Here is a 25,774-nt window from a genome sequence, read left to right as displayed (position 1 = left end):
TTATGCGTTTAGTAGTTCAAACCATTTATCTAAACTGTAATCGTAGTTATCCATCACTGTATTCCACACCGCAATATTAGAAAAGCGCTTTTCATAGCTGCCGCCATCGCGAATTTGCCCTGGCATAATTATATTTTTGCCATCGGTACCCGCTAGTGGTTGAGTCGCTTCTTTGCCATCGTACCAATAATCCCATTCGGGGGTGGTAATTATTTCTTTGCTACGTTCTGGATTAGAAATGTAATAACCTTGCTTGGAAATAAATGCACCAGGCCAGCCCGATAACCACCAGTTCATGTATTCATAAGCGGCGTCTTTTACGTGCCCTACCGTATTAGCAGAGAGACACATCACTCCATGCCATGCTCGATACCCTTCTTTAGGAGATGCATTAACAACGGGTAAACCTTGGGCTCTACATGCAGTCACCCCCGGAGAAAATATACTTTGTATGTGCACACGCTTTTTAAGCATAAACTCAACAGATTGTGGCACCGATGTCCAAAACCCAGAAAAATGCCCTGCTTGCTTTTTATTAATTAAAATTGCAAACAGTTTGTCTATTTCTGCAACACTCATATTGGCAATATTATTAAATGTCATCAGCCCTTGAGCCTGGGCTGCCAATGCGGCATCGAAAATGCCTATGGTGGGGGCATTCACCAAACCTACATGACCTTTGTTACTCTCTTCAAGCAACCAGCCCCATGACTCAGTCTCGTAAGCCACACCCTTAGGTATAAAATTAGTGTTATAGCCAAATGAATCCACATTGTGAACATAAGGCATAAAACTTATTTTATCAGTTGCTTGGCTTCCAAGTGAGCCATCTTGTTGAACATATAAAATTTTGTTGGGCGCATCACCTGCGCCCAATTTTGCTGTGGGAACTAACTTACCGGTTTTGGTTAGTGGGTTTATTTCCTGCCAATATTTTAGTCTTTCTACTTCAATTGGTTGAATAGCATTGGCTTGCCACAATATATTAATTGAGTCAGACCATTGTTCATATAAATCAAATGAAGAGGGATCAGCTGCTGCTTTTTGTAAAACGGCCGCACTCCCCATAGGGGTAAATTCAATATTAATACCGAGCTCTTGCATGGCGCGGACTCTAAGCTCTTCTTGTAAAGTTACATGCGTTCCCATGACTCTAAGCGTAACCGGTTTTTTTGCAAACACATACGGCGCTTTAAATGCGACAGCAGAGGTCGCAGCACCGACCGCTAGCGTACTTAAAAATTTACGTCGAGTGACATTGTTAGCCATACTAATCATCCATTTAGTGGTTCCCACAATCAGTATAGGTAATAATCGAATAATCACTAACTTAGCGCTTCAAAAAACACTATTTTAATTAAAATGAGTGATCGTCATAAATAACATGGTCGTTTAATCATTGTATAAATTTTATAAGATAACTCTATCTATCCTTGTTACACTAGCAGTGTTGAAATACCTACTCGATTAAGGCGCTTACCCATGGAAAAATTTGTTAATCACATTCAACTAGGCTATTTGGGCTTGCTGCCGTTTTTAGGCTGTGTGGGTTGGCCACTTATGTTTGGCAGTAACAGTGTTAATTTAGAGTTTTTTAGTTTTTACAGCATCGCTATTTTAGCGTTTATGGCAGGTAGTTTATGGCATGCAGGGCAACAAAGCTTTGCCGATGCCATTAAAGCTGTGCTGCCGGTCATTCCTATTCCGTTTTTATCATTTTTGCCGATTGAGTGGATGCTTGCGTGGTTAGGCGCGAGTTTTTGGTTGGTTCTGATTTTCGAAAAAGCGTCGGTTAATTGGCAGAGTTACCACAAAGATTACCAAAAAATGCGCTTTGTGCTCACATCTGTGGTGTTTGTGTGTCATATCTTAATTATTGGTATGAGTATTTACCCTAAATAACACGCCATTACTTAACCATTGGTCTGTAATAGGGTAACATCCGCGCACTGTATTGAGAGGACACCCCATGATAGACCAATTGCGCCAACAGCTCACTGACCTTGGTGAGAATTTTGTAGAAAAAAACGCCGCTTTTAAAATAAAAGTGATCCCTTTTTTTTGTGCCATTAGCATAAAAAAAGATCATAAAAGCGAAGGTCGTCTTTCTTTTTATTCAAATCAACTCATTGAAATACTAATGGTTGTGTTGTTTGTATTGTTTGGTTTATCTATATTTGATCCTGACGCAGGATTTACCCATGGTCCTATCCACATTGTGTTTGCTATTTTGATTACCTTTAACCTAATTTTAAAACAGGTTGCTATTGAGGGTTTAAAAACACGTTTAGCTATGTATAGGTTGCATCAAGCACCTCAGCAAAATGATGAGCCCGAAAACCCAAACACATCTTCACGCTAATATGTATTTAAATCCAAACTGGAACATACTTACGGTAGGTGATGGCGATTTATCGTTTTCAAATGCGCTTTATCGTCATATTAAGCCAAAAAAGTTAGTGGCATCCACTTACGACGACCAATCAACTATTGAGCAAAAATACCCAGATAATGCGCTCAATGCTTTAAAGTCGCAAAAGGTAGAAGTACTTAATAGCTTTGATGTAACCAACCCACAATGTTGGCAAACGCTCGGCCAGCATTTACATAGTTTTGATGTGGTTATTTTTCAATTTCCGCTTATTCCTGCGTTTGTTGGTCGCGATGCATTTGAACACAATACACGCCATACCAGCATGAACGTACTTAACCGCGCATTACTGCATCAATTTATAAAATACGCCAATGAGTTTGCTTTAAATACACAAGGTGCAGGGCTATGTTTCATCACTTCAAAAGATGTTAAACCTTATCGAGAATGGAATATTGAAGGCAGTTTAAATACCCATTTAAACGCACAATATCAGGGACAAATGCCATTTGATATTAGTCTCTTTAATGGTTATAAAATTCGCAATGTTGACCGTGATAAACACGTTAAAGACACCAGCGGCATTACCTATGTATTTAGTGAAAAACCCTTACCTGAACTAGCTAGCTTGTTAACTTTGCCTGCTTACTTATCCGATAATTATTGCTCGCTATGTCGTGTAGGGCCGTTTTTAGCTGACGAGGATAAAAGCAAGCATTTTGCTGCTAAAAAACACCTGCAAATGATCAAACTAGAGCAAGACTGGCAGCAATGGTTAACAGCGTTTTATAAGTCAAGCTAGCTTAATTAAGTCAGCTGCTTTTTCGGCAATGGCTATCACACCGGCATTGGTGTTGCCGGTAATTATATGCGGCATAATTGAGGCATCAACCACACGCAAATTTTTCACGCCATGTACTTGTAGTTGGCTATTCACTACCGCCATGGCATCTTGCCCCATTTTACAAGTGCCTACAGGGTGATATTCAGTCTCGGCCGTTTGCCTAATATACTCAATAAGCTGCTCATTATTGTTAATATCTAGCGGGTAAACCATATTACCTCTAATTACATCAAATGCTTCACTTTGCATAATCTGCAGTGTTTTTTTAAGCCCCGCTAACATCACGTTTAAATCATCGGGGTGGCTTAAATAATTAGGATCAATAAGTGGAGCACTCAAGGGGTTGGCATCGGCTAATCGAATCGTGCCACGGCTTTTAGGTTGCATAATACTACAGTGAATACTATAACCATGGCCTAGGTGCAGTTTACGGCTATGGTCATCCACCAGCCCAATTACAAATTCAAGCTGTACGTCGGGTACTTTTGAATCGGAAAATAGCTTTATAAAGGCATGTGATTCTGCAAAATTACTAGTAAGCTGCCCTTCACGTTTTACAAACCAATCAACGCATCCTTTTGCAATATTAAACGCCCCACCCGCACTTATACCAAATGTGCCTTTACTGTATTTAGCTTTATACAATGGCACAACGGTTAAGTGGTCATGAAGGTTCTCTCCAACACCAGAAAGCTCGTTTACTATTTCAATATTATGCTGCTTTAGTTGCTCTTTAGGGCCAACTCCCGATAGCATTAAAATTTGCGGTGAGTTAATTGCGCCAGCGCTTAAAACCACCTCTTTTTTTGCATGCAATACAACGGCCTTATTGTTTATAGAAACAGAGACTCCGGTTGCGGTTTTATCGCAAAAAAGTACTTTATTAACGTGTACTTTGCTAAGCACAGTTAGGTTTTTTCGATTTAAATGGGGGGTTATATACGCTTTTGCCGCGCTACAACGCTCCCCTTGATATTGAGTCACTTGCGATAACCTGGCTCCCACTTGCTGCCCTGCGTTTATATCGCCATTGTGCGGTACACCTTGTTGTTCGCAGGCGTTTAAAAACAGCTGATTTACTGGGCTTGGCTGGCTTAAATCCTGCACATGCAAAGGGCCATTAACCCCGTGTACATCACTTTCAGTAAAGGTTTTATTATTTTCAGCTTTAATAAAATAAGGCAATAAACTCTCATAGTCCCAGCCCTCATTGCCCAGTGCAGCCCAATTATTATAATCGTGCTTATTACCTCGAATATAAACCATGGCATTAATGGAACTTGAACCGCCAAGCACTTTGCCACGAGGCATAAATCCGCAGCGGTTATTAAGTTCTTTTTGAGGTACCGTATTGTAATGCCAGCTATTAATGCCATAAGGCACACTAGCAGCAACCCCTGCAGGCATTTGAACCATTGCACCTTTATCACTGCCGCCCGCTTCAATTAAGCACACACTCACATTTTTATTTTCAGATAATCGCGATGCAATAACGCAGCCTGCACTGCCTGCGCCAACAACAATGTAATCAAATGTAGTGGTATGCATAATTATTCTCCAATTAAAAAACCAGTTTGCATGGAACATCGAATAAAAACTTGTTATTTTTAGACACCCTCACCAAAAGTATATTTTATGAGCCGTTTAATTAGAGCCACTTCTTTACAAGGAATAGACCATTTAATTGCAGAACTTGGGGGAGATCTCGCTGCCATAATGCAGCAGTGCGCCATTAATGTGGACTTTAATAAACTAGAGCAAGAGACCCTTACTTACCGCGCGTATGCACAGCTATTAGAGCATTGCGCGAATACACTAAATTGTCCAAATTTTGGTTTAAAACTAGCAAGCCTGCAAAGCTTTGATATTTTGGGCCATATTGCAATAGCCGCTCAAACAGGCACTAATTTAGCCGAGGCGCTAGATTGGGTGATAAAATATTTACACTTGCATACGCCAGCGCTTAATTTAACCACTCATCCACTTGATGATAATAAACACGTGTTTTTATCATTCGCTATAAATCTCAGGCCATTACCAGCAATAAACCAAGTAATAGAGCTCACCATTGCATTGGCCATTGCTACCTTAAAAAATATGAGTAATGGTCGCTGTAAGCCACAAAGTGTATTTTTACCTCATACCCTAGGCGCAAATAAGCAGACCTACCATCAGCATTTTGGGTGTAAGGTTATTACTCACAGAAATAGCGCCGGCGTATTAATTGCCAAACAAGACTTAGATTTAACACTTAACGTTACTAAGCAGCACAAAACCCAAGCTGCACTTAGCTTTTTAGCCGAAAATAATGCTCATAGCCAATCTTTGCCTGCTCAGGTAAGCGCGCTTATTCGCATTATGCTGCCGATATTTCAAAGCGCTAATAATACTATTGCCGCTGCGCTTAATATTCACCCTCGCACCTTGCACCGAGAACTTAAAAAGCACGATACCAGTTTTGTAAAGCTCAAAGACGCCACTCGCCGCGCCCTATGTGAGCACTATTTATTACAAAACCAATTGTCGGTGACTCAAATTTCAGAGCTTTTAGGTTATCAGGAGCAAGCTACGTTATGTACTAGCATTAAACGTTGGTTTAATTGCTCTGCCCGCGCATTTAGAGCCAAACATTGTTAAACTGCGCCCTTGTTTAAAAACAGCAAAGGCTATTCATGAATTTTGTAATTGTAGGTACTAATTTTATTAGCGACACGTTTTTGGCAGCGGCTAATACACTCAGCAATTTTAATTTATACGGTATTTGCTCTCGCCAAATAAGCAGCGGCGAGCGCTTTTTAGCTAATCATCCAACAAATACCGATGCTAAAATTTTTACCTCTATTGATGCTGTGTGCCAAGATAAACAAGTAGACGCAGTTTATATAGCGGCGCCCAATAGCCTGCACAGTGCATATGCAATACAGTGTTTGAAAGCGGGCAAACACGTATTAGGCGAAAAGCCCTCAGCGACTAATAGCACGCAACTTGCGGCTATTTTAACTGCGGCAAAGCAGCATCAGCGCCTTTACATGGAAGCGATGATGACAACGCACTTACCTAATTTTGCGCACTTACAAGCTGCCCTAAAAAAAATAGGCACACCACGTAAGTTTATTGGTCAATTTAGTCAGTATTCATCACGTTACGACAAGTATAAAAATGGTGAGCGCCCTAATACTTTTTTACCTGAATTTGCTAATGGTGCCTTACTAGATTTGGGTATTTACCCACTTTATCTCGTTATTGCATTATGGGGAGGACCACGCTCTGTTCACGCCAGCGGCGTATTACTTGAAAGTGGTGTAGATGGTGCAGGCGATGTGCTTTTAAATTATCCCGACAGACAAGCGGTGATCAGCTATTCGAAAATTTCACAAGGCGAAAATATCACTGAAATTCAGGGGGAATTAGGTCGAATTAGAATTGAAGCCGTGTCGCAGCTTAAAAAAATAGAGTTTATTGCTAACAATGGTCATAAAGAGCTTATTAGCACGGAATTTGACGAGCACTTTATGAAGTACGAACTCGAGAACTTTATCAATACCATTGAGCAAAATCAGGGGGAGTCTAGCGTTAATACTCATCAGCTTTCTGTCGATGTAATGCAAGTACTTGATACCGCACGCGCACAACTTGGTGTTGTTTACCCAGCAGATTTATCCTCTGAATAAAACAAAAACTACCGGCTAAGCGATAAGCGTATTTTATCGCTTGGCCTTTGGGCACACTTTACTAAACACTGCTATTTTGAATTAAGCTTAAAAAGATCACAAAATTTGACTTACCTCTGAGATCAAAAGCAGGTAACATGCCGCCAAAATTCATCGCAATCTTTAAGGACATCCATGCAAAAATCAACCAAAGATCTATTACTGGCTATTTTATGCATATTGCTAGCAATGATGACGATTCAGTCAGGCGCGTCACTGGCTAAACAGCTTTTTCCTATTGTTGGACCTGAGGGCACAACAGCCTTACGTTTAGGATTTTCGGCCGCTATTTTGTGTTTGATTTTTAAACCATGGAAACACTTCCCTGTTGCAAGCCAACGCTTACCCATATTAATTTATGGATTAAGTTTAGGCGGCATGAATATTCTATTTTATTACGCGATAGAACGTATCCCATTAGGTATTGGGGTTGCGCTTGAATTTACAGGCCCATTAGCTGTCGCGTTGTTTTCTTCTCGCAGAAAACGTGACTTATTTTGGGTTGCCTGTGCAGTGGCCGGTATTTTATTACTTTTACCTGATATGAAAGGTCAAGACAGCCTTGATCCAGTCGGTGTAGTACTCGCACTTGCGGCGGGTGCCTGTTGGGCTGGCTATATTTTATTTGGTAAGAAAACAGGCAGTCAAAGCTCTGGTGGCGCAACGGTTGCGATGGGCATGACAATATCAGCCATTGTGCTGGTACCTTATGGCGGCATTTCACAAAGTGCTGCATTTACTTGGGATATTATTCCATTAGGTATTGCTATCGCCGTGCTTTCAAGCGCCCTGCCTTATACTCTTGAAATGATTACTTTACGTAATATGTCGCCACAAGGTTTTAGTATTGTAATGAGCCTAGAACCTGCAATTGCAGCACTCGCTGGCTTAGTTATTTTAGGTGAACTGTTAAGCATTTGGCAGTGGCTGGCTATTTTACTGGTGATTATTGCCTCGGTAGGTAGTTCAATGTCTAATGGTAAAAAGCAGCCTGCTGCTTAGAGTTTAATAATTTAATTGCGTCATGAACTATCATGGCGCAACTTCTCATCTCCTATTTTACAACTCCCTCTTAGTATAACTAAGCCTGCGTTTTATCTCTCCTTTCACACCATTCATTGTTGCACTTAAAACAATATATACCATCTACTGTGTGTGCATTATTTATACAAACACCTTGTTATATTTAAACTTTAAATTTAAGTAAAAACCCACGCCTTAATTTTTATTCTAAAAAAGTGAATTAAAATTCATATTTTTATTTCCATCAACAAAACTCCCTGATACTATTAGCGCTCATTTATTAACGTACTAAATCTAACTGGGATCAATTTTTATGTTTAAACCAAGCCTGTTAACCTTGGCTGTATCAAGCGCACTGAGCGGTGTATTACTTAGCGGTAATGCAACAGCACAAGAGCAAATTATTGAAAACAATAAATCGCTTGAAGTTATTGAGGTTACAGCAACACGCCGAAGTGGCTCTATTCAGGCTGCGCCTCTTAACATTACTGCGCTTGATGCCGATGTAATGAAAGACCAAAATATCAGCGAATTAGCCGATGTAGCGCGTTGGGTGCCAGGTTTAACAATTACTGATCAAGGTGGTCGCTCTGGCTCGCCTATTATTGTGCGTGGATTAAATACAAATTCATCAGGCCCTTCATCAGATGGCGGCACGGTAGCCACTTACATTAACGAAATTCCAGTATCGGTAGATATGCGCCTTGTTGATGTAGAACGAGTGGAAGTACTTATTGGACCGCAAGGCACATTGTATGGCGCAGGCACATTGGGTGGCGCTATTCGTTACATGCTTAAAGAGCCAGAGCTTGATTTTATATCAGGTGAAGTATTTGGTGATGTTTTTCAAACTCAAGAAAGTGATTCAATCGGCGGCGAAGCCGGTTTTATCTTCAATTTACCATTAATTGAAGACAAACTGGCGGTACGTACCAGTTTAAATATTTATGAAGACCCAGGGTTTATTGACTACGCCTACACCGTTCGTGAACCAGGTGTGTCGATCACCGACCCTGATTGGACAAACCTTGATGCAGTAAACAGCAATCTTAAAAATGTAAAAGACGCCAACGGTGAAACCACCACAACTGGGCGTATTTCATTACGTTACAAAGCAAATGAGTCATTTGAAGGCACATTAAACTACTTCTATCAAAAGCAAGACACCGAAGGTCGCTCAATTGTTCATCACAATAGCCTTAACGAAAATAATGGTTTAAATGATCGCATCGGCAAATACGAGTCAGCGTACCGTTTTGAAGAGCCACGGAAAAAAGAAGATCAATTACTCAGCCTTGAACTTAAAGCCGACTTAGGTTTTGCTGAGCTGGTATCAGCTACCGGTATTTCACACTTTGAAGCCGATGGTCAACGCGACCAAACTGACCTTTTAATTCGTTTAGACTATGGCTACGAAGAGTTTCCTTCGTTTTCAGCATTTACCCGTGAATTAGACGAAGTCGATACCTTCACTCAAGAGCTACGTTTGGTCTCACAAAGCGATAGCGACCTAAGCTGGATTGTTGGTGGTTTTTACAACAAAACCGACACCGACGCATCAAGCAGAGAGTTCACACCAGGCTTTGATCAGTTCGCGGTTGACAACTTTGGTGGCGCACAGCTAAGACCAGACTCTTTAGAATATTTAGAAATTACTGGTAGCAAAGTCACTGAATCAGCACTTTTTGGTGAAGTGGGTTACCAAGTAACCGATAAACTCGACATTACCATTGGCGCGCGTTTTTACGAATACGACGTAAAATCAAAAGCGGCTTTTGATTTCCCATTAGCAAATACCTTGTATGAAGGTGCTGCACCTGATGCAATTTCAGTTAACTTTGAAGAGAACGAAGCTGGTGACAACGGTAATCTGTTCAAATTTAATGCTAAGTACCAATTTACAGATTCAGTAATGGCGTATGCAACTATAAGTGAAGGATTTAGAATTGGTGGCTCAAATGGCTTAGTGCCTTGCCCAACACCTCTACCTGAAGACCAACAAACAGGCTGTGGTACACCTGATGAAATGCTATACGATGCAGATACAACCACCAACTATGAGCTAGGCTTTAAAAGTACCTGGATGAGAAGCCAGCTACACTTTAATGCCGCACTATTCAATGTAGATTGGGATAACGCACAAATTGCCGGTGCAACAACAGTAGGCCAATTACCTTACTTATCAAATGCTGGTAGCGCAAATGCGAAAGGGATTGAAATTGCCACGCGTGCAATTTTATCAGACTCGTTTACTGCCTATGCAACTTATGCCTATACAAAAGCAGAGCTAACCTCAGACGCTCCGTATTTATTTAATGCTGACGGGAGTGATGGCGCGGTAGATGGCGACCGTTTACCGGGCTCACCTGAGCATCAGTTCTCTATGGGGATTAACTACCAAACAGACGTTTTAAATGATAAAACCCTCGATATAAACTACGGTTTAACTGCACAAAGTGATGTAATTTCAAAAGTAGGCCTACGTGACAACGGTGAAGCACTCCCAGGTTATAGCTTAAGTAATATTTCAGCTAAATTAACCGCCGATGCGTGGTCGACTACTTTATATGTAGATAACCTCTTTAATAAATATGCGGTTACCTCTGTTCGTCGCTCAGATGCGGATATTACAACAGCCAATGGCGCAGACATACAACGTAACTATGGTTACTTTATTAATCGCCCGCTTACTATTGGCATTAAATTTAACTATCAGTTTGAAATATAATTAAACGATAAGTTTAAGTACAATCAAGAGGCTCAAATTAATTTGAGCCTCTTGATTTTGTAAGTATATTATTTATAAGAGTATTCATGCAGCCAAACTTAAAGCAACTACACCAAAGCGCTATCAACAACTTAAACCAAGGCAATATTCAGCAAGCGCATAAAGCACTGGTTGAGCTGGTAACACAAAAACCAGACTTTGCTGATGGCTACTTTTTGCTCGCTATGGTTAATTTACAGGTTGGCCAAATTTACAAAGCGATAAAGCTAATTGAAAAAGCATTAAGCTTTACCCAGTCTATTGAATATACAGCGCAACTTGCCAAGTGTTACGCTCTTACGGGCGACTTACAAAAAGCAAAAAACACCGCCCTCAGCGTTAAGATTGAACATATTAGTAAAGCACTTGATGCCGATACATTAGGCGTCGCGCTCACCCAAGCGGGTTTACATCAGCATGCTGCTGACTACTTTACATGCGCGTTAAATTTAGCTGAGGCGAGTAACAGCAGCCAACCGCAGTTTTATTATAACTATGGAGTATGCGCTAAGTTTTTAGGCCAGTTTGATAAAGCACAGCACGCGTTTGAAAATGCCATTGCACTGAACCCGCTTCATCATCAAAGTCATTTTGCCTTAGCCGATTTAACTAAAGTCACCGAACATAATAACCACATCACGCGATTAAAAAATGTATTCGAACAGGTCAATCATCCCGACGCTAAACTGCATATAGGTCATGCGCTCGCTAAAGAATATCAAGACTTAGGAGAGTTTTCAGCAGCCTTTACCGCGTTACAACAAGGTAAAGCAGCAAAACTCGCTAATAAGGCGTTTGATAACCAAGCGTCTGAGGCTTTATTCGCGCATATCAAACAGCTCAGTGATAAATACAAAAACCAACAAACGGCTGGCAACCAAAGCAGTGAGCCAATTTTTGTATTAGGCATGCCGCGCTCTGGCACCACATTAGTTGAACGCATTTTATCAAGCCACAGCGACGTACAATCGGCGGGCGAGCTGCAAGACTTTGGCCTAAGTGTAAAAAAACTTAGCCAAACGCACACGCCTCAAGTACTCGATATAGACACCTTAAGCCAAGCTTACCAGCTTGATTTTGCAAAACTTGGCAGTACTTACCTTGAAGCAACGCGCGTTGTAACCGGCAGCCATAAACACTTTATTGATAAACTACCGTTTAACTTTTTTTATATTGATTTAATTACCAAAGCCCTGCCAAACGCCAAAATAATTTGCCTACTTCGCGACCCCATGGATACCTGTATTGGTAACTATCGTCAGCTATTTACGATTAATAACCCCTACTACGCGTATTCGTTAGACTTACTCGACACCGCTAAATTTTACAGCCGCTTTTATAAACTGATGCTGCACTTTAGCGCCCTGCACAGCAATATTAAACTAGTAAAATACGAAGAGCTCATCGCCGCACCCGAGCAAAAGATAAAAGAGTTAGTGAGCTATTGCGACTTAGACTGGCAACCACAGTGCCTTGATTTTCACTTAAACACCGCACCAGTATCAACTGCCAGCAAAATACAAGTGCGCCAACCGCTTAACAACAAAGCCATAGGCCGCTGGAAGAATTTTAAGCCTTATACAGAAGAAATTGAAGATTACTTTTTAAAGCAAAATATCAGTTTTGAGTAAGGGTTTGTGGTTTGAAAGTTGAATGTATGAACTTAGAGTTAGCTTGATTAGTGCCAGAATAGCTCGAATAAGCAATGCGTCGCCCGACAAAGTAAAATACCTTACCAATTATTATCAATTGTAAGTGCTTTGCATACATTATCGCGACAATTTCATTCTATTGTACTTGATGTCTTATCTTCATAATGGCCTCAATTAACCAAGACGTGGAATCGCATTATGAAAAATTTAGCACTTATAATCTCGATACTTATTACTGCACTTGCATTGCAAGCTTGCGGTAGCAGTTCAAAAAAAACAACTGAACCGACAAAGACAGCGGGTCCAACAACACCTGTAACCCCAGAAGCAATACATCATATTCAACCAGAAAATGTTGCTGAATATATTGATACCTTTAAACGTCAATTTGACGCATTAGAACTGCAAATTGACGGTGTAAATTATGACATCTCATTCGTTGATATAGATCAAGATGATAATCTGATTTTTGCTAAATATGATAAAGGCTTTTTGTTTTTTGGCTTTGATTTTGAAGAGAATGACCCTGTTGCCTTTATCAGGGTAGTAGAGAGTGAACTGGAGGATATTAATGAGGCACTTGCCGATGCTAATAACTATTTCTTTGGCAAGGACATTTCGGTATCACAAGATGATAACGAGAATGCAATATATGAGGGTAGTATTAGCCACCCTGAAAAAGGTGATTTTCCAATAAGAATGACTATTAATGAGTCTTTGATAGAAGGTGGCACTAGTACAGTTGAAGTATCTGGTACTCAAGCTCTGATAAATGGTGACCTTGGCAGTCTAACATATGTACAGATCAGTGATTTAATTAATGACCATCCTGAAGTTGATACCTTGTTGCTTCAGGAAATTAGTGGCTCGGTAAATGATGCTATTAATATGCACACAGGTAGATTGGTACGCAATGCCATGTTAACCACAATGGTTGAAGCAACTTCTGATATTAACTCTGGTGGTGTTGATTTATACGCTGCTGGTTTTAGAAGAGTATATACTGAAGGTGCAAAGCTTGGTGTTCATTCTTGGTGTTGTACAGACGGTAAACCAGCTAATGAACTTGGTAGAGATCATGAAGGTCATGGTGCACAACTTACTTTCTTTCGAGAAATGTTAGGCAATGAGTTGGGTCCAGAGTTTTACTATTTTACCATTGAAGCGGCGCCTCATAATACGGTGCATGTGATGACAAAAGCTGAATTAGATAAATACTTGTTACCATAATTTATGGTATTTGAAGTGACTGAAAAGAGGCATTATTAGTGCCTCTTTTTTATTTTTTTGCTATATTTGTACTAGTAACCTACTAAGTGAGCTATCTATCTTAAATGTCGAATATCCAAACTATTATGCTGGTTGAAGATGATGATAAATTAGCATCTTTACTGCACGACTATCTCTCAAATTTTGGATTCGATGTTGTAGTGGTTCACTCTGGCATTGACGCTGTCGAAAAAATACTTTCTATTCAGCCCTCACTGGTCGTGCTTGATTTAATGCTACCAGGCCTTGATGGTTTATCTGTTTGTCGTGAGGTTAGAAGCCAATTTTCTGGTCGAATATTGATGCTGACTGCTAGTGGTGATGATATGGATCAGGTGGCGGCACTTGAAATCGGAGCCGATGATTTTGTTCAGAAGCCAATTCAGCCACGGGTACTGCTAGCACGAATAAAAAATTTATTACGACGAGATCAAGGCTCTACAGAAGCAACTACATCAGCTGAATTAAATCAAGCAAGTCGTTCAGATAAAGAAAAAGCTTTTGGCTCTTTGTGGTTGAATGAATCATTGCAACGCTGCAAATTAAATGATGAATTAGTACCCCTTACCCCATCTGAATTTTTACTGCTATGGCACTTAGTTAAGCATGCAGAACAAGTGTTAAGTCGTGAGGAACTGTTGCAATCGTTGAGAAATATTGAATATGACGGTTTAGATCGCTCGGTTGATAACAAAATAGCCCAAATAAGAAAAAAGCTTAAAGATGATGCTAATCGCCCACAAGGTGTAATAACGGTTAGGGGTAAAGGTTATATGTTTGTACCTGATTATTGGTAATTGATATTCATACAAACACATACAGAATAAGAGCATATTTCAGGCTAAACTACTTGCATAACATTTAATTGTGCGAACTTTATGACCAGATTATTTATTTCTTTGTATTTAGGGCTATTAGCGACACTCTATATTTTTATGATTGCTGCCCATTTAATTAATACCTATCTCTATGTTGACATAGAAAACATTATAAAAGCTGAAAACTTTGCTGCAGAAATAACATTACTTGAAGAACTTGATAGTCATATAACTTTGCAACACAGACAAGAGCTTATTGATGTTATTGCTGATAAAAACCAAATCATAATCAGCCCGGTTCCATTTGCTAATATTCCCACTCATATTCAAAAGGCATTAGAAAACCAGCCAACATGGTTTGATGACGAAGAGTATAATTACTTCAAAGTCTTTTCACCTGCGCAGTATTACCAAATTGAAGAAGATGAAACACATCATTTGTTAGAAGTTGACGAAGCTGTTGGCGATGCTATTTTCATCGCACTAATTTGTTTTGTTGCTTCGGGGTGTTTTATTTGGTTATTTGGTCTACACCGGAAATTAAAACGTGTTGAGTCTACCCTTGTTGATATTAGCCAAGGTAACTTGACTGCACGCGCGTCGACCAAAAAACGTTTTCAGGTTGGGAGACTTAATACCTGTTTAAATGATATGGCAAAGCAGATGGAAGGCATTTTAGGTAGCCACAAACAGCTTACCCATGTTATTGCTCATGAATTTCGTTCCCCTTTATTTCGTATGCAAATGATATTGGAGATGCTAGTAACTGCCAAAAACGACAATATGATGGCTCATGTAAAAGGACTGGAGGATGAAATTTTCTGTTTAGAGGATTTAGTGAAGGAACTGTTAAGTTATGCGAAAATGGAAAGAGCAGAGCTTAATCTACAACTTGAAGAAGTTAATATTGCTGATTTTTCACAATATTTACAGGAAAAGTTATTGATTGAATGTAAGGCAAGTCTTCAATGGAATAATCAAATTTGTAATGAAATTAGCGTTTTACTTGATAAGTCGTTAACCGAACGCGCGATTACTAACCTTGTAAAAAATGCAGATAAATATGGTGAATCTGAAGTTTATGTTTGTATGGTTAAAATTGTTGACTCAATAGTCGTTTCTGTTGAAGATAATGGCAAAGGCATTCCACCTCAGCAGCAAGCCAATATTTTTGAACCTTTTTATCAAATCAATGATGGTAATCAGAAAGCTGGTTTTGGGCTTGGATTAGCTATTGTGAAAGAAATTGCGCAGTTGCATGGGGGAAGTGTTGTTGTCAGCGACAGTAAATATGGTGGCGCCAAGTTTGATCTAACTTTGCCAATTAAACACTAGTGAGCTATTGCGACTTAGATTGGCAACCACAGTGCCTTGATTTTCATTTAAGCACCGCACCGCTAGCAAAATGCAAGTGCGCCAACCGCTTAACAACAAGGCCATAGGCCGCTGGAAGAATTTTAAGCCTTATACAGAGCAAGCGCAGACTTATCTTTTAAAGCAAAATATACCAATTGAATAAAGAGTTGAGGTGCAGGAAGTAACTATCATATTCTCAACCACTAAATACGGGGAATTTTAAAGTTTGAGATTAGTGTTTAATTTTCACCTAGGGTGGGCTGAGCGAAACGAACCAACTAAAATATTCCCAACAAAAAACGCTTTCCTATAAAGCGTATAAGCCTAGACAAAACATTTCAAAATTTATCTTAAACCTCTTTTGTAGCGTCACTTTCATTACGTACTCTGCCCAAACGGGTTGATATAATAATTAACACGCCACACACTATCCCCAAACCAATAGACTTACTTAATCCCAGTGATCCTAAAACAGGTTTTATCATAAAATAATTAAAAATAACCATAGGTAAAAGCGCAACGAAAAACACTTTTACATTAAAGGTTACTGCAAATGGTTTTTTGCATTGTGGGCACTCTCTTATCTTGCTCCAACTTTGTAGCGCTTTAGAAAAAAATCCAATTTTTTCTTCACAATGAGGACATTTATAAAATTGTGCATTCGCCTCAAAACCATCCTCTACTTCATGACTCGTTGTTGGGTTTTCAAGGCGATTATTTAACTCTTTTTTTAACTCATTTGTTCTTTCAGGATACGCTTCTTGATCGATAGCACGTAATGACTCTTCTAGCTCTGAAATTGAATATTCTGAGTAATTTGGTTCCATACCTGTGTTCTCCTTGTTTAATAAAGCCCACTGAGAAATAGTTTCGTTAAAGTATCACTCAAGAGGCGCTAGTCGACTGTTTATTATATAAATAAAACAAATGAAAAGTCGCTATAAAGGGTGCAATAATAATATATATAAAAATAAACTCTTTTGGTTTCATCGTACTAAATTCAGCCGTTGTTAAAACAACAGGACAAAAACTACAACCTAATAACAATCCAAGTTTCACAATGATAGGATGCTTTAATACCGTTAAATTTTTCATCGTTTTTATTAATGAATGTAGTGACCATAAACCATATGCACCACCCAGCAAAAAATAGCCCAAAATAGGGTTTAATGTAAGTGAAAATACAACCCAACCAAATATACTATAAATCAAATAAAGCAATAACGTAGGTATAAAAACAAAAGCAGTATAAAGAGATATTATTTTTTGTAATTGAGAATTACTCATACGTCTTATAAACATCCAAAACTGTATTAAATAACAGATAATAGCTGGCTAAAGCATCGTGCGATTGCAATATGTCGCTTTTTCAAAATCACTAATATTCATTGCAATGTTAGAAATTTCAGGAAATAAAGCAACAAGCTTACTAACAATTGCTCGTGAGAGGTTCGCTTTTTGCTCTGTTGTTCTTCCTTGCATTATATGGGCAAACACATGAATAAAGTCTTCACGCTTATTCCCCACAGAGAAAGTATTAAATGGATTTATTCTGACTTTTATATCACCTTCGTCGAATAAACCTGTAGCGTGAGCTACAAAATGAATTTGTTCAATAATGTATTCCTCATCATGTTCCCCAAAAACACTTTCAGAACAGTCCATTATAAAATGAGGCATATACTCTCCTTGATATTAATCGCTGATGTAAATATTTATTCAATACAACTTATATAAACATTTCGTGAGGGTTTAAAAAAAACATTCTTTTCCAACCCTGAGTCTGTGTTGTAGCTAACCAAGGAATTGGAATTATTGATAAGATTGAATAATGAATGTGTGGCTGTTTTCCTTGGGCATTACCTGAATCCCCCAAAACACCAATAACTGAGCCAGTCTTAACAACAGTACACGTTGTAACAGAGTAACTGTCCATATGCGCGTAATAGTGAATACGCCATTTAGGCCCTAATACTGCCACTACATTCCCGCCTTTTCGTGTTGTGCCCGTATAAATGACTAAGCCTTTGCTAGAAGAAAGTGTGGCAGTCCCTTTTTTACCAAATATATCAATCCCTTTATGGACCACAGAGCTTCCCCATGGCTCATACCAAAAAGTATTATGGTTCCAATCATTGGGTGTTGCACCCTCAACAGGAATAACAATGTCATCTGGTATGATCATACCTATAAGGAAAACTGCTGTAAGTAGAACGAGTATAAATCTTAATTTTTTCAATGAGCTATCCTTGGCACATATTAACCGAAGTACTACCAGTTTGGGTGTCAGCGTGGGAACTATTCATACAATGGGCTTTAGTTTATAAAGGGAATGTTTTAATGCCCTAATTAGGCCACGTTAATAAAATGCGCTGCCCTAAGTCGTCCCTGCATTACTAAGCATATTTATTGCCTGATATTAAACCGAATTAAGCGCGTTAAATCAACACTCTAATTTCGACTATAAGTTAAGTTGAAGATGAGCGCCTCAATTAATACAAGGATAGCGTTGCATTCACCAGTTGAACTCACAGCCATGAGCGGACTGTCGTAACCTTAGACTCTTGTTAAGTGCCCTATTGCTCAACATATTTAAAGGTATCAGCACCATCGAAAAACCTAACATTAACAGACTTAAATAGCTCAGGAGTAGCCATTCTGGTGTTGATTGCGACCCTATTTGTACCGTCATCTCTTTTTTGTGTGTAGTGAGTCGTGCAACCACAAAAAGTGCAAGAATGATATGAGCGAACTTTGCTACCCCACAAATGAACAGTAGCCTCTGATTTTACTTTAATATCAACTTGATCGACTGTGTAATAAGCCCAAAGAGCACCCAGCCGGTAACACATTGAACAATTACAACTGGTAATAGATTCTAGTAGCATATCTGCTGTTATAACGATATTACCGCAATGACAAGTAGCTTTGACCATGTTTCCTCCTTGAACACTTAACGCCTCAATCAGCCGACGCGTTAGCGGTCTGCTGGATTGATTTGTTAGCATTTTCCTCGGTTAGTAAACATATACCCAACCAAATAAACCAAACAATTTGTGATACGCCAAATATTTCAGTAAATAGTTTGTCAGGATAAATCGTTGCAATGCCCGCTATGCCTACAAAATATCCGAGATAGTTAAGTGACCGGGGTAATCTACCTTCTTGTATAGCTGCTACGCTAATCAATAGAACCCAAAGTCCGCCAACTAATTCATTTCCACCACCTATACTTTCTGTTATCACTGAAACGATTATCCACATATCAAGGGCTTTTTCTGGATTTGCATCCATCAGATCGATTGCATGATCAAGCCCGATATTCGAAATCATTCCACTTGCGATCACCAGACCGACCCAAATGCCCCCGAATAGAGATCCAATAGTAATTAAGGGATTAACTTTATATTTAAGCCTCTTATACATACCAATAACGAGTATGGCCAGAAAAATGCCAAACACCACGTACATCAGAAAATAGAACATTGAAAATAGAAGTTGATTTTCTGCCATGTAAGTCATTTTTTCGACTGGACTACCATCAACCGGATATGACCAAAAAGCCCCAAAATACACAAAGGCTGCTATGTAAATAAGCCCTTGGAAAATTGCTGCGATACCAGCTAGTTTTTGTAGACCCTTCATTTGGCGAAACCCCGTTTGTTGTATTGCTAACGCCTTGCTAAGCAGCGAAAAATTGTTGGCTAAAATAGTGAACGAAGTGAACAAAAGCCAACTGTTTTTTGTCCGTTTAAGCAACTTGATACTCATTGAGCCTCCTCCCCAGCATCGCGTTTATTCGCTACGCTGAAAAGGCAACCAACCTTACAGGAGAAAGCTCAATGAACTTTTACAATAACATGCATCCATATTATTGTGGAATCGATTTACATGCCCGATTGCTTTACGTCTGTATCATTGATAATACAGAACTTATCCTTGTTCACAAGAAAATTAAAGATGACCCAGAAGCACTACTAAAGCTACTTAAACCCTACATTGGCGATATTGTTGTTGGCGTGGAGTGCATGCATTGCTGGTATTGGGTCGCTGATTTTTGCAAAGAGCACACTATCGACTTTATTCTAGGTCATGCCCTATACATGAAGGCAATTCATGGCGGTAAAGCTAAAAACGATAAAATAGATTCGTATAAAATAGCCAAACTTATCCGTGGTGGTAACTTTCCACTCGCTTATGTGTATGACAAATATATTCGTGCTACGCGCGACTTATTACGGCGAAGAACCAAAATTGTTCGTCATGGCGCTGATTTAAAAGCCCATGTAGCCAATACTGCCAGCCAGTACAATTTACCTGCCCACAATGTTAACTTAAAGAACGTTTGCGACAGAGAAAAGATGCGCTATTACTTCCCTGATCCCGTTGTGTAACGATCTATTAATTTAAATATGGCCATACTCGATTGCTATCACAATGAGCTTAAGCCTTTAGAGCATTATATTGAACAAATGGCCAAGCAACACAACCCTGTTCACCTTAATATTTTGCAAACAATTAATGGTATAGGCCGTATTCTTGCAAACACCATTATTTACGAAATTGGTGATATCAATCGCTTTTCAAGCGTACAAAAGTTCGCTTCATACAGTCGGTTGGTCAAATGCAAAGCGGAGTCTGCTGGCAAAACCTATGGCACCCAAGGTAATAAAATTGGCAATGCACATCTCAAATGGGCTTTCTCGGAAGCTGCCGTATTACTGCTGCGCCACAATCATAACGCTAACAAATACCTTGAAAAACTACAAAAGCGAATGAGCAAAGCCAAAGCACTGTCAGCGCTTGCGCATAAGCTTGGTCGCTGTGTTTATTACATGCTTAAAAAAGAGACGGTATTCGATGAAGCAAAATTCTTAAAGAGTTAGTCACGGTACTGAGTGAGCTGAACATCTAACTGGATTTAAGGCTGAGCATCAATCAATTGGGTGAGTTAATAACCAACAAGGTTTTACCTGATTATATGCCTACAGACCTAAGCCACTTGTCTTGATTAGACGCTCAGTACGCGTGCATTAATACAATAAACAAAGTCGCTTACACCTGACTTGATAACTGCGTTACGCACCTTAATCTAACTGGATCATCAAAACCAGCCGCCTTTAATAGTGCCATGATGAGGTTAACCGATGAATGTCTAGTGCCCCAGCAACCCCAAAAGGATATGGGAAAAACCTGACAGCGATGAGATCGCAATAAGATATTACTGCGTAACGCACCCTATATGTGTTTGCCGTAAGCTACTTGCTTAACAGCCGTATCGACAGACAAAGTAAACGAATTTGTTTATTGGTTTAGAATTGACCGTCAATTTATAAAAACGGTCAAAAAGAACATTAATGCCTATTGACAGAGTTAAGGCTCATATGTGTTATGTTGAAACTGCTAGTTACTGCTTGTATTTCCTACATGCCATAAGATATCACAAGTAGAACATTCGTAAATTATTGCCTCACCGTCAGCCATACTGTTTTTGAGCGGTGCTTTAATCTCAGAGTTACACTCATTACAGCGAAACGGTTCTGATGAGGCTTTATAAAGAATAAAGCCTCGAATTAAACTAGCAAAAACTAGAGCGATAGAAATACCAACACCAATGATTGTAAAAGTTTCATTTTTGAAATCTAAGTATTCAACTATTTTAAGGCCAACAAAAGCAAGAAAAATACCTAGAATGAAATGACTAGCTATATGCCCCTCGGCTTTAACATTAAAATTTTTGGCTGACTTTACTCTCGACATACTCTTTTCAACATAACGCCAGCTTAAGCGGACTAAAATAGTGGGTTAAAATGTGTAGCGAAGCGAAACCTAACCCACTGTTTTAGTTGATCTTCACCCGATAAAGTGGACACCGTCCACGTTTCAATTAACTGCCGATTCAAACTCGGCAGGTGATTTATATCCTAAACTCGAATGCAATCTCTGTCTATTGTAAAAATAATTTAGGTAAACCTTTAATTTTGATAATAGTTTACCGCTGCTATCAAATTTATTTCCTCGAATTAAATCTGCTTTAAGCGAATGAAAGAACGACTCGACTTCTGCGTTGTCAGTACAGCACCTAGGCCTATTCATACTGGCTTTGATGTTTTTTCTAGCCAAATACTTTTGTACAACGTGAGCACGGTATTCTGCGCCTCGGTCAGTGTGAAATAATACACTCTCTGTTGGCTGTCGTTTCTTTATCGCAAGCCTTAGCGCCTTTAACGTAAGGTCTGTTGTTTTGTTTTTACCAAACGCCCAGCCGATTACTCGACGTGAATATAAGTCGATAACCACAGCAAAGTAATGCCAACGAGCGCCGACTTTTAAATACGTAATATCGCCAGACCATTGCTGATTGATCCCCGTGGCCTTTTCACTATCTTTGCGTTTGTTTTCTATCTCTTTATAAAAGAACTTCACCTTCGCCGGTTTGCTGTAAGTCTTAAGGGCTCTGGCTCTTAAACCGTTTTCTCGCATTAAGCGGGCAACACGTTTTTGGCTTGTGTTTATACCTTCTTTTTTTAGCGCATGAAATACGCGTGGGCTACCATAGGTTTGATGATTTACATTGAAAACGTGCTTTATCTTCAACAACATATTAGCATCTGACAGCGCTCTAGCTGACACTGTTCTGTCACGCCAAGCATAAAACCCACTACGCGAAACATTAAGCCAAGAACACAAGTATTTTACACCTAAGGCTTGTCCGAATTTTTGGATGAATCCAAATCGTTCTGATGTACTGCCGCCAGATACCGTTGCCACTTTTTTAGCAGGTCATTCTCCTGCTTAAGACGCTCATTTTCTTTCTTAAGCTTTTGAATGTTATCCAGCTCTTTTTTTGTTGGGAATTTACTCATTGTTTCATTGTTGCTTTGATAGCGCGGTACGTTTTTAAACTTACCTTCTCGATACTCTTTTCGCCAACGACTCAGCATTAACGGATGAATATCTAGCGCCTCGGCAACGTCCTTTGACATGACATCGTCTCGTAAGCTTAGTTCGACTGCTTTGATTTTAAAATTAACTGGGTAAAACCATGTCTTTCTAGGTTGGGTATATCTAGGCATTTTAGCCTCCTCAAAGTAATGAGGAGGTGTCCACTAAAACGGGTGAGGAGCAAGTTCCGTTTAAAGCTCTTGTTATGTGTGCATAAGGCTTAGCATAGATCTCTAGAGCTTCTTTAGAGTGACCAACTACACGTTCCACTGCAGTTTCAGCAATCATTTTATTAAATTGATTGATCATTATTTTTTCAAATTTTGAAGCTATTATTATGTCTTTTGTTAGTGGAAACGCAAACATTTCAAAGGAGAATAATTTATCTAGATCATTATATAGAACGGGATTATCAGAAGTTAAAACTAATCCCGTTGCTTCATCTGCAACATAAAAATTAAAATCTATTAAATGCTCATCTAGCATTTTGAAAGTTAGCATTGGTAATAATGAATTCTGGATTAATTTTAAAGCAGATTCTTTATGCCTTCTTTTATAAAGGTACTTAATATAACCTCTTTCATAACCCAATACAGATTTCGTAGAATCACTTGAGGCATCGTATAATTTTATCAAGTCTTCAGATATTTCCCTTGCAAGATCTCCTCTATGGGGAACTCTCCAAAATTGCAGAGCAATAATAGTTTTTATGAGTTGGTTAAACTCAACATTCTCTTTGATTTTCACATATAAACTTGGATCATTTCTTAAATCATCCATTAGCTGAAGCGCATCCGATAACTCACTCTCTATTTCACCATAGAAATCTTCAATCATCTGAGAGCGTTCATTTTTCAATTTTATAGTGTAAAGGTGATGATTATACATAATTTGTGCGGGGTGTTTTTCAGAGATGCTTCCCCATGGTTTTCTCAAAACATGTACTTGCTCATTACTTTCTTGGGAAAAACCTTTTAGATAAAACTGTGGAACAAAATGATGATCTTTCTTTATTTGAATAGACAATTGAATACTCCATTGACACATAACGCCGTTTTAAGCGGTAAATTGCTGTTGGCTAAAATAAGTGAGGCACGAACAAAAAGCCAACTGTAATTTGTCCGACTTGAAAGCCCTTGTTATGTGTTCACTTTAAATTCCATTATGAACTTAGTTTCTTCAACACAGACAACTTGAAAACCATGAGATTCATAAAGTTTCACGAGGTGCTCTTCACAACGAAGATATATAGCTGGTATTTGTAACTCAATCGACTTTGATTTAGCAAACTCGATTAGTGCTGTTGATATACCTTTCCCTCGATGTTCTATAGGTACATAGATTCCATCTAGCCAATGGTTATAGCTAGGATAGTCAGAGTATTCGCGATATTTTAATTCTCCAGCTCCTGCTAATTCACCGTCAATATGAGCGACAAATGCGGTTCGGTTTGAAATTGAAGAAACCTTTTCGATAACATTTTCTAGCGTCGCTTCCGAATCCTTATGATCCCACTCATTAAAATACCAATTGGCGACAACCTCAATTTCACTCGGACAATCTACTAAATTTGAAATTTTCACAATACCTCGATGACACATAACGCCGCAATCAGCGGCAGACTAGTTGTTGATTGTTTTGTGCGATAATGGCGAAGCCATGCACAAAACAAGCGACGGCTAGGCTGTCCAAGCCACGTAGTGGCTGATGCTGGATTGCCTTGTTAAGCATGCGGCCCCTGCAAAAACCTTTCGAGCCGACTTTTAGTTATACGCTGATTATTAATATACCAGTCATCACCTGTTTCGAAGCCAGAAAGGGAGTGGTCGGACTGTATTGAGAGCCACCCCACAAACTCCTGCTTGGTAGCAAAGGACTTTATAATTCCCAAATACTCTCCACCCAATTCATACCGTTTTCCACCCCTCCAAGTTAACCACTCATCGAAGTGAGTATAGTGAATCACATTTTTATCGAAGACAAAACCAACTCCACAATATCCGTAATGGCTAGAACTAATAGAGCTACCTTGCTTCAGGAATTCATAAACCCGTTCAGATAAATTTATTCCGTATTGTTGATCATTTTTCATCTGGAGTGCTTAACAATTTAATAGTGCGCTCATCGCGCATATTTCTGCCGACTTAACGCTCATTTACCTACTTTATATAGTTTTAGCAAATAACCTAAGACATTACTATCACTACGTTTTCTAAAATTTTTAGGTAGAGTTAAATGAACCAATATGCGCGCAGCGCTCATTTTCATGAATATATACGCAAAGAGCAGTTTAACTAATCAATTAACGACGATATTTAGCCAATCTCAATGGCTGGTTTTCGCTCTTTACCAAATTTTACTTAAGCGCAGAAGACGTTGTAATCTTGCTAGTTATTTGTGATAACAAACTCGTGGTAGCCTTCTGTTTCAGGAGGATCAACATTATCAACACGCGCAACGTTTAATTTAGCAAACAAACTATTCCAAAATTTCAACGCTGAACTATCGTTTAAATGAACTGCTACATGCCACTGATTTGTTTCAACAGGCATCAAGTTTTGAATAACAAATTTGGCAATGCCTTGTTTTCGATATTTGGGTAGAATAAAAATATCAGCCAACTCAGGTATTTCTTTGCCAACGATCTCAGTTGGTTCTACGGTAGCAAAACCAGCAATTTGGTTAGAAACGAGTACAAGATAAATAATGCAGTCTTCCTCACCACGCACTACACATTCTAAATATTCTTCATCAATATCATAGCAACCATCTAAACCAACATCTTCTAAGTCAAATATACTCTGATGATATTGGTAAAACTGCCACAGCATTTTTATTGCAGCGATATCGGTTGATTCAGCTTTTCGTATTGTAGTGTCCATTTTATACCTATTTCCTTATGTGTGGTCCGACATTAGCTTTCACTAAAGAGGTGAAGATTCGCTAATAGTTATCTTTAAAAAACATCATGTTATTAAACGATAACTACTCAAAAATAACAACAAAAAAACTTTTAAGA

Annotated in this window: 25 protein-coding genes and 2 pseudogenes; 13 read left to right on the top strand and 14 right to left on the bottom strand. The window is 39.1% G+C overall.

The window, feature by feature from the left end:
* On the bottom strand, nt 1-1,269 hold the full coding sequence (locus ACZ5WS_RS16050; RefSeq protein ID WP_010389226.1) for an ABC transporter substrate-binding protein: 1,269 nt from the start codon (nt 1,267-1,269) through the stop codon (nt 1-3).
* Between the two features lie 213 nt (nt 1,270-1,482).
* Here ACZ5WS_RS16050 and ACZ5WS_RS16045 point away from each other — a divergent pair, with 213 nt between their 5' ends.
* From ACZ5WS_RS16045 to ACZ5WS_RS16035, 3 genes are all read left to right on the top strand, one after another.
* Nucleotides 1,483-1,902, top strand: a complete 420-nt coding sequence (locus ACZ5WS_RS16045) for a DUF3429 domain-containing protein (RefSeq protein WP_138606746.1) — start codon at nt 1,483-1,485, stop codon at nt 1,900-1,902.
* 67 nt (nt 1,903-1,969) lie between these two features.
* Nucleotides 1,970-2,362: a hypothetical protein gene (locus tag ACZ5WS_RS16040; RefSeq protein WP_418609587.1), complete on the top strand. Its 393-nt coding sequence runs from the start codon at nt 1,970-1,972 to the stop codon at nt 2,360-2,362.
* Between the two features lies 1 nt (nt 2,363).
* Nucleotides 2,364-3,173, top strand: coding sequence for a class I SAM-dependent methyltransferase (locus ACZ5WS_RS16035; RefSeq protein ID WP_138621919.1), 810 nt, complete (start codon nt 2,364-2,366; stop codon nt 3,171-3,173).
* Here the strand turns inward: ACZ5WS_RS16035 and ACZ5WS_RS16030 are convergent.
* Nucleotides 3,165-4,763: a GMC family oxidoreductase gene (locus tag ACZ5WS_RS16030; protein ID WP_138606743.1), complete on the bottom strand. Its 1,599-nt coding sequence runs from the start codon at nt 4,761-4,763 to the stop codon at nt 3,165-3,167. The genes ACZ5WS_RS16035 and ACZ5WS_RS16030 overlap by 9 nt on opposite strands.
* An 87-nt stretch (nt 4,764-4,850) precedes the next feature.
* Here ACZ5WS_RS16030 and ACZ5WS_RS16025 point away from each other — a divergent pair, with 87 nt between their 5' ends.
* The 9 genes and pseudogenes from ACZ5WS_RS16025 to ACZ5WS_RS15985 all read left to right on the top strand — a co-directional run.
* Nucleotides 4,851-5,852 carry an AraC family transcriptional regulator gene (locus ACZ5WS_RS16025; RefSeq protein WP_464711941.1) on the top strand — a complete coding sequence of 334 codons (1,002 nt, stop codon included), beginning with the start codon at nt 4,851-4,853 and terminating at the stop codon, nt 5,850-5,852.
* A gap of 35 nt (nt 5,853-5,887) precedes the next feature.
* Entirely contained in the window at nt 5,888-6,886 is a 999-nt protein-coding gene (locus tag ACZ5WS_RS16020) for a Gfo/Idh/MocA family protein (RefSeq protein WP_464711939.1), read from the top strand.
* 174 nt (nt 6,887-7,060) lie between these two features.
* Complete coding sequence (locus tag ACZ5WS_RS16015; RefSeq protein WP_008115672.1) at nt 7,061-7,927, top strand: EamA family transporter; 867 nt, start codon at nt 7,061-7,063, stop codon at nt 7,925-7,927.
* A gap of 334 nt (nt 7,928-8,261) precedes the next feature.
* A complete protein-coding gene (locus tag ACZ5WS_RS16010; protein WP_464711937.1) occupies nt 8,262-10,676 on the top strand; it encodes a TonB-dependent receptor in 2,415 nt (804 codons plus the stop codon).
* 86 nt (nt 10,677-10,762) lie between these two features.
* A complete protein-coding gene (locus ACZ5WS_RS16005; RefSeq protein ID WP_464711935.1) occupies nt 10,763-12,346 on the top strand; it encodes a tetratricopeptide repeat-containing sulfotransferase family protein in 1,584 nt (527 codons plus the stop codon).
* 219 nt (nt 12,347-12,565) lie between these two features.
* Nucleotides 12,566-13,597, top strand: coding sequence for a hypothetical protein (locus ACZ5WS_RS16000; RefSeq protein WP_464711933.1), 1,032 nt, complete (start codon nt 12,566-12,568; stop codon nt 13,595-13,597).
* A gap of 104 nt (nt 13,598-13,701) precedes the next feature.
* Nucleotides 13,702-14,433 carry a response regulator gene (locus tag ACZ5WS_RS15995; protein ID WP_464711931.1) on the top strand — a complete coding sequence of 244 codons (732 nt, stop codon included), beginning with the start codon at nt 13,702-13,704 and terminating at the stop codon, nt 14,431-14,433.
* 81 nt (nt 14,434-14,514) lie between these two features.
* Entirely contained in the window at nt 14,515-15,789 is a 1,275-nt protein-coding gene (locus ACZ5WS_RS15990) for an ATP-binding protein (protein WP_464711929.1), read from the top strand.
* Nucleotides 15,786-15,973, top strand: a pseudogene (locus tag ACZ5WS_RS15985) (tetratricopeptide repeat-containing sulfotransferase family protein); the annotation flags it as partial. The gene ACZ5WS_RS15990 and the pseudogene ACZ5WS_RS15985, both read left to right, overlap by 4 nt.
* A 187-nt stretch (nt 15,974-16,160) precedes the next feature.
* Here ACZ5WS_RS15985 and ACZ5WS_RS15980 read toward each other — a convergent pair.
* The 6 genes from ACZ5WS_RS15980 to ACZ5WS_RS15955 all read right to left on the bottom strand — a co-directional run bounded on the left by ACZ5WS_RS15980 (nt 16,161) and on the right by ACZ5WS_RS15955 (nt 19,455).
* Nucleotides 16,161-16,637 carry a hypothetical protein gene (locus ACZ5WS_RS15980; RefSeq protein ID WP_198522758.1) on the bottom strand — a complete coding sequence of 159 codons (477 nt, stop codon included), beginning with the start codon at nt 16,635-16,637 and terminating at the stop codon, nt 16,161-16,163.
* Between the two features lie 58 nt (nt 16,638-16,695).
* Complete coding sequence (locus tag ACZ5WS_RS15975) at nt 16,696-17,097, bottom strand: hypothetical protein (RefSeq protein WP_464711927.1); 402 nt, start codon at nt 17,095-17,097, stop codon at nt 16,696-16,698.
* A 48-nt stretch (nt 17,098-17,145) separates the two neighbouring features.
* Complete coding sequence (locus tag ACZ5WS_RS15970; protein WP_178957411.1) at nt 17,146-17,490, bottom strand: 5-carboxymethyl-2-hydroxymuconate Delta-isomerase; 345 nt, start codon at nt 17,488-17,490, stop codon at nt 17,146-17,148.
* Nucleotides 17,491-17,539: 49 nt separating this feature from the next.
* Nucleotides 17,540-18,049 carry a M23 family metallopeptidase gene (locus tag ACZ5WS_RS15965; RefSeq protein ID WP_464711925.1) on the bottom strand — a complete coding sequence of 170 codons (510 nt, stop codon included), beginning with the start codon at nt 18,047-18,049 and terminating at the stop codon, nt 17,540-17,542.
* Between the two features lie 337 nt (nt 18,050-18,386).
* The gene (locus ACZ5WS_RS15960; RefSeq protein WP_178983216.1) at nt 18,387-18,746 is read right to left on the bottom strand and encodes a GFA family protein; all 360 of its coding nucleotides are present in this window, start codon (nt 18,744-18,746) and stop codon (nt 18,387-18,389) included.
* Nucleotides 18,747-18,771: 25 nt separating this feature from the next.
* On the bottom strand, nt 18,772-19,455 hold the full coding sequence (locus ACZ5WS_RS15955; protein ID WP_198523790.1) for a DUF4386 family protein: 684 nt from the start codon (nt 19,453-19,455) through the stop codon (nt 18,772-18,774).
* Nucleotides 19,456-19,652: 197 nt separating this feature from the next.
* Here ACZ5WS_RS15955 and ACZ5WS_RS15950 point away from each other — a divergent pair.
* A pseudogene (locus ACZ5WS_RS15950) lies at nt 19,653-20,696 on the top strand (IS110 family RNA-guided transposase).
* A gap of 517 nt (nt 20,697-21,213) precedes the next feature.
* Here the strand turns inward: ACZ5WS_RS15950 and ACZ5WS_RS15945 are convergent.
* The 6 genes from ACZ5WS_RS15945 to ACZ5WS_RS15920 all read right to left on the bottom strand — a co-directional run bounded on the left by ACZ5WS_RS15945 (nt 21,214) and on the right by ACZ5WS_RS15920 (nt 25,637).
* Complete coding sequence (locus ACZ5WS_RS15945) at nt 21,214-21,570, bottom strand: hypothetical protein (RefSeq protein ID WP_178957418.1); 357 nt, start codon at nt 21,568-21,570, stop codon at nt 21,214-21,216.
* 123 nt (nt 21,571-21,693) lie between these two features.
* A protein-coding gene (locus ACZ5WS_RS15940) for an IS3 family transposase (RefSeq protein WP_464711923.1) occupies nt 21,694-22,886 on the bottom strand; the annotation gives its coding sequence in 2 pieces (ribosomal slippage) (nt 21,694-22,578 and nt 22,581-22,886; 1,191 coding nt in all).
* A 10-nt stretch (nt 22,887-22,896) separates the two neighbouring features.
* Nucleotides 22,897-23,781 carry a DUF4238 domain-containing protein gene (locus tag ACZ5WS_RS15935; protein WP_464711921.1) on the bottom strand — a complete coding sequence of 295 codons (885 nt, stop codon included), beginning with the start codon at nt 23,779-23,781 and terminating at the stop codon, nt 22,897-22,899.
* 113 nt (nt 23,782-23,894) lie between these two features.
* Nucleotides 23,895-24,338, bottom strand: coding sequence for a GNAT family N-acetyltransferase (locus ACZ5WS_RS15930; protein ID WP_198522726.1), 444 nt, complete (start codon nt 24,336-24,338; stop codon nt 23,895-23,897).
* Between the two features lie 140 nt (nt 24,339-24,478).
* Nucleotides 24,479-24,847 (bottom strand): hypothetical protein, encoded by a 369-nt coding sequence (locus ACZ5WS_RS15925; protein WP_138595194.1) that lies wholly within the window; start codon nt 24,845-24,847, stop codon nt 24,479-24,481.
* A 295-nt stretch (nt 24,848-25,142) separates the two neighbouring features.
* Nucleotides 25,143-25,637, bottom strand: coding sequence for a GNAT family N-acetyltransferase (locus ACZ5WS_RS15920; RefSeq protein WP_464711918.1), 495 nt, complete (start codon nt 25,635-25,637; stop codon nt 25,143-25,145).
* Nucleotides 25,638-25,774: the final 137 nt, after the last annotated feature.

This window comes from Pseudoalteromonas sp. 11L1, from assembly GCF_055397545.1.
The sequence above is the reverse complement of the archived record's forward strand: the minus strand, read 5'-3'. Positions and strand labels throughout refer to the sequence as shown.